Annotated in this window: 1 protein-coding gene; it reads left to right on the forward strand. The window is 61.2% G+C overall.

The window, feature by feature from the left end:
* A partial coding sequence (locus ACZM96_RS10850; protein WP_489489072.1) for an MFS transporter occupies positions 1–1,919 on the forward strand: 1,919 nt, incomplete at both ends.

The raw sequence follows: 1,919 nt of genomic DNA on the forward strand, positions 1-1,919 counted from the left end.
AGGAGCCGGTGTTTCAGATCAACGGACTCGTCTGTCAGGACATCGCCGATCATCTCGGTCTTCTCGTCCGCGTAGGCAAGAGCCTGCGCCCGCAGACCGTGGAACGCTTTCTCTCGCACTACCGCACCAGAACCGAAGCGGACGACATCGCCGTTGCCGACGCTTCGGGCCGAGTCATTTATCAGTGGACGAGCGACGGATCTTCCACGCTGACGGTGCCGGCCGGAGCCTCCCCCGTGTTCGGACAGGTGCGCAAGTTTTCCACCGACGATGATTTCTGGACCTCCTGTCCCATCAAGGGAAGAAACGGCGTAGTGAGCGGTCATGTGTTCATGGCCCTCGACAAGGCGCGCATTTCCGCGCTGCTCTCCGATGCCGCCCGCGGCCAGCTCTTGCTCTTTTTCGGCGTCACGCTGGGCGAATGCCTGCTGCTTGCCCTGCTCCTGTATCGTTTTGCCTTTCCCCGGCAGCACTCCTCTCCCAAAAAGTTTTCCGTTCTTCTGCGCGCCTGCTTCATGACTCCCCTTGTGGCCGGACAGATTCTCATTCTCTGTCTGCTCTACTCGCCCCTGTCACGGCTGTACGAAACAGAAATGACGCACGCCGGAACGCAGCTCGCCCGTCAGATGACCTGGGATCTGGAACGCCTTGCCGGCATGGGACTCCCCGTCAGCGGCGTACACGGCCTTGATTCCTGGATGATGGAGCGCCAGAAGCAGATTTCCACCCTGGGCATGGCGGTGTTCGACGTCACGGGAAAACTGCACGCCGCGGCCGACGCACAGGGCACGCTTTCCGAAGGGGAATGGGAAAAACGCCGTGCCGAGCACGCGCCTGTAACGCTTGTGATGCGCCATCCGAACGACGGCGCGCCCATCGGCAGCGTGCAGGTCATCATGAATCCCGCTACGGCGACCGACAATCTGCGCTCCGTCATGCTGGACAACCTGACCATGACGGTGGTGGCGGCGCTGTTTCTCTCAGAACTGCTGTTCTTGCTGCTCATGAGCCGAAAGGGCGCAACCGCCATGTCCCGCTCGCCGGAATTCATGCGGCCCATCATTTTCGCATGTCTGTTCGCAACGGAAATGTCCATGTCCTACGTGCCCATATGCATAGGCGAACTGGGACTTGATCTCTTCGGCCTGCCGCCCGACGTGGTTTCCGGGCTGCCGGTATCCTGCGAACTGTTCATGGCCGGACTTGCCATGTTCGCGGGCGGCTTCTGGAGTCAGAAAGCCGGCTGGAGGCCCATGCTGCTCGCCGGTCTCGCGCTGGCATGCCTCGGTTCATGCGCAAGCTGGCTTTCATCCTCGGCCCTGCCCTTCATTCTGGCGCGCGGCATGTCCGGCCTCGGATACGGCTTCATCAACCTTTCCGCGCAGGTCTTCGTCATTGCGCATTCCTCGGAAGACAGCCGGGCCCGCAATCTGGCCTTCATGTTCGCAGGGCTCTATGCCGGATCCCTGTGCGGCAGCACCATGGGCGGACTCATCGCCGACCGACTGGGCTATCATGCCGTGTTCCCCGGCTCCGCCGTCATGCTCGCGCTTACCACGATCGCGCTGTTCCGGCTTCTTCCCCGCGAACCGTGGCAGAGCGAAGAAAACGAATCCGCCCGCCTCAGCCTGCGCGAAACGCTCTCCTTCTTCTTCGACAGGCGCATGGGCGCTCTTCTGGCGTTCTTCATTATTCCCAACGCGCTCATCACCGTGTGCCTGTTCCAGTTCTTCATGCCTCTCTCCCTGAATCAGGCCGGAACGTCTCCTGCCACCATCGGCCGAGTGTTTCTCCTTTACTGCATCATCGTCATGTTCGCCGGACCTGCCCTGGGCTCGCTGCTCGACAAAACCAGACGCATGGAACGTCCGCTCTTTCTTTCCATGCTCATCGTTTCGCTCAGCGTCGTGGCGCTGGAG

It is taken from the genome of Mailhella sp. (assembly GCF_057866825.1).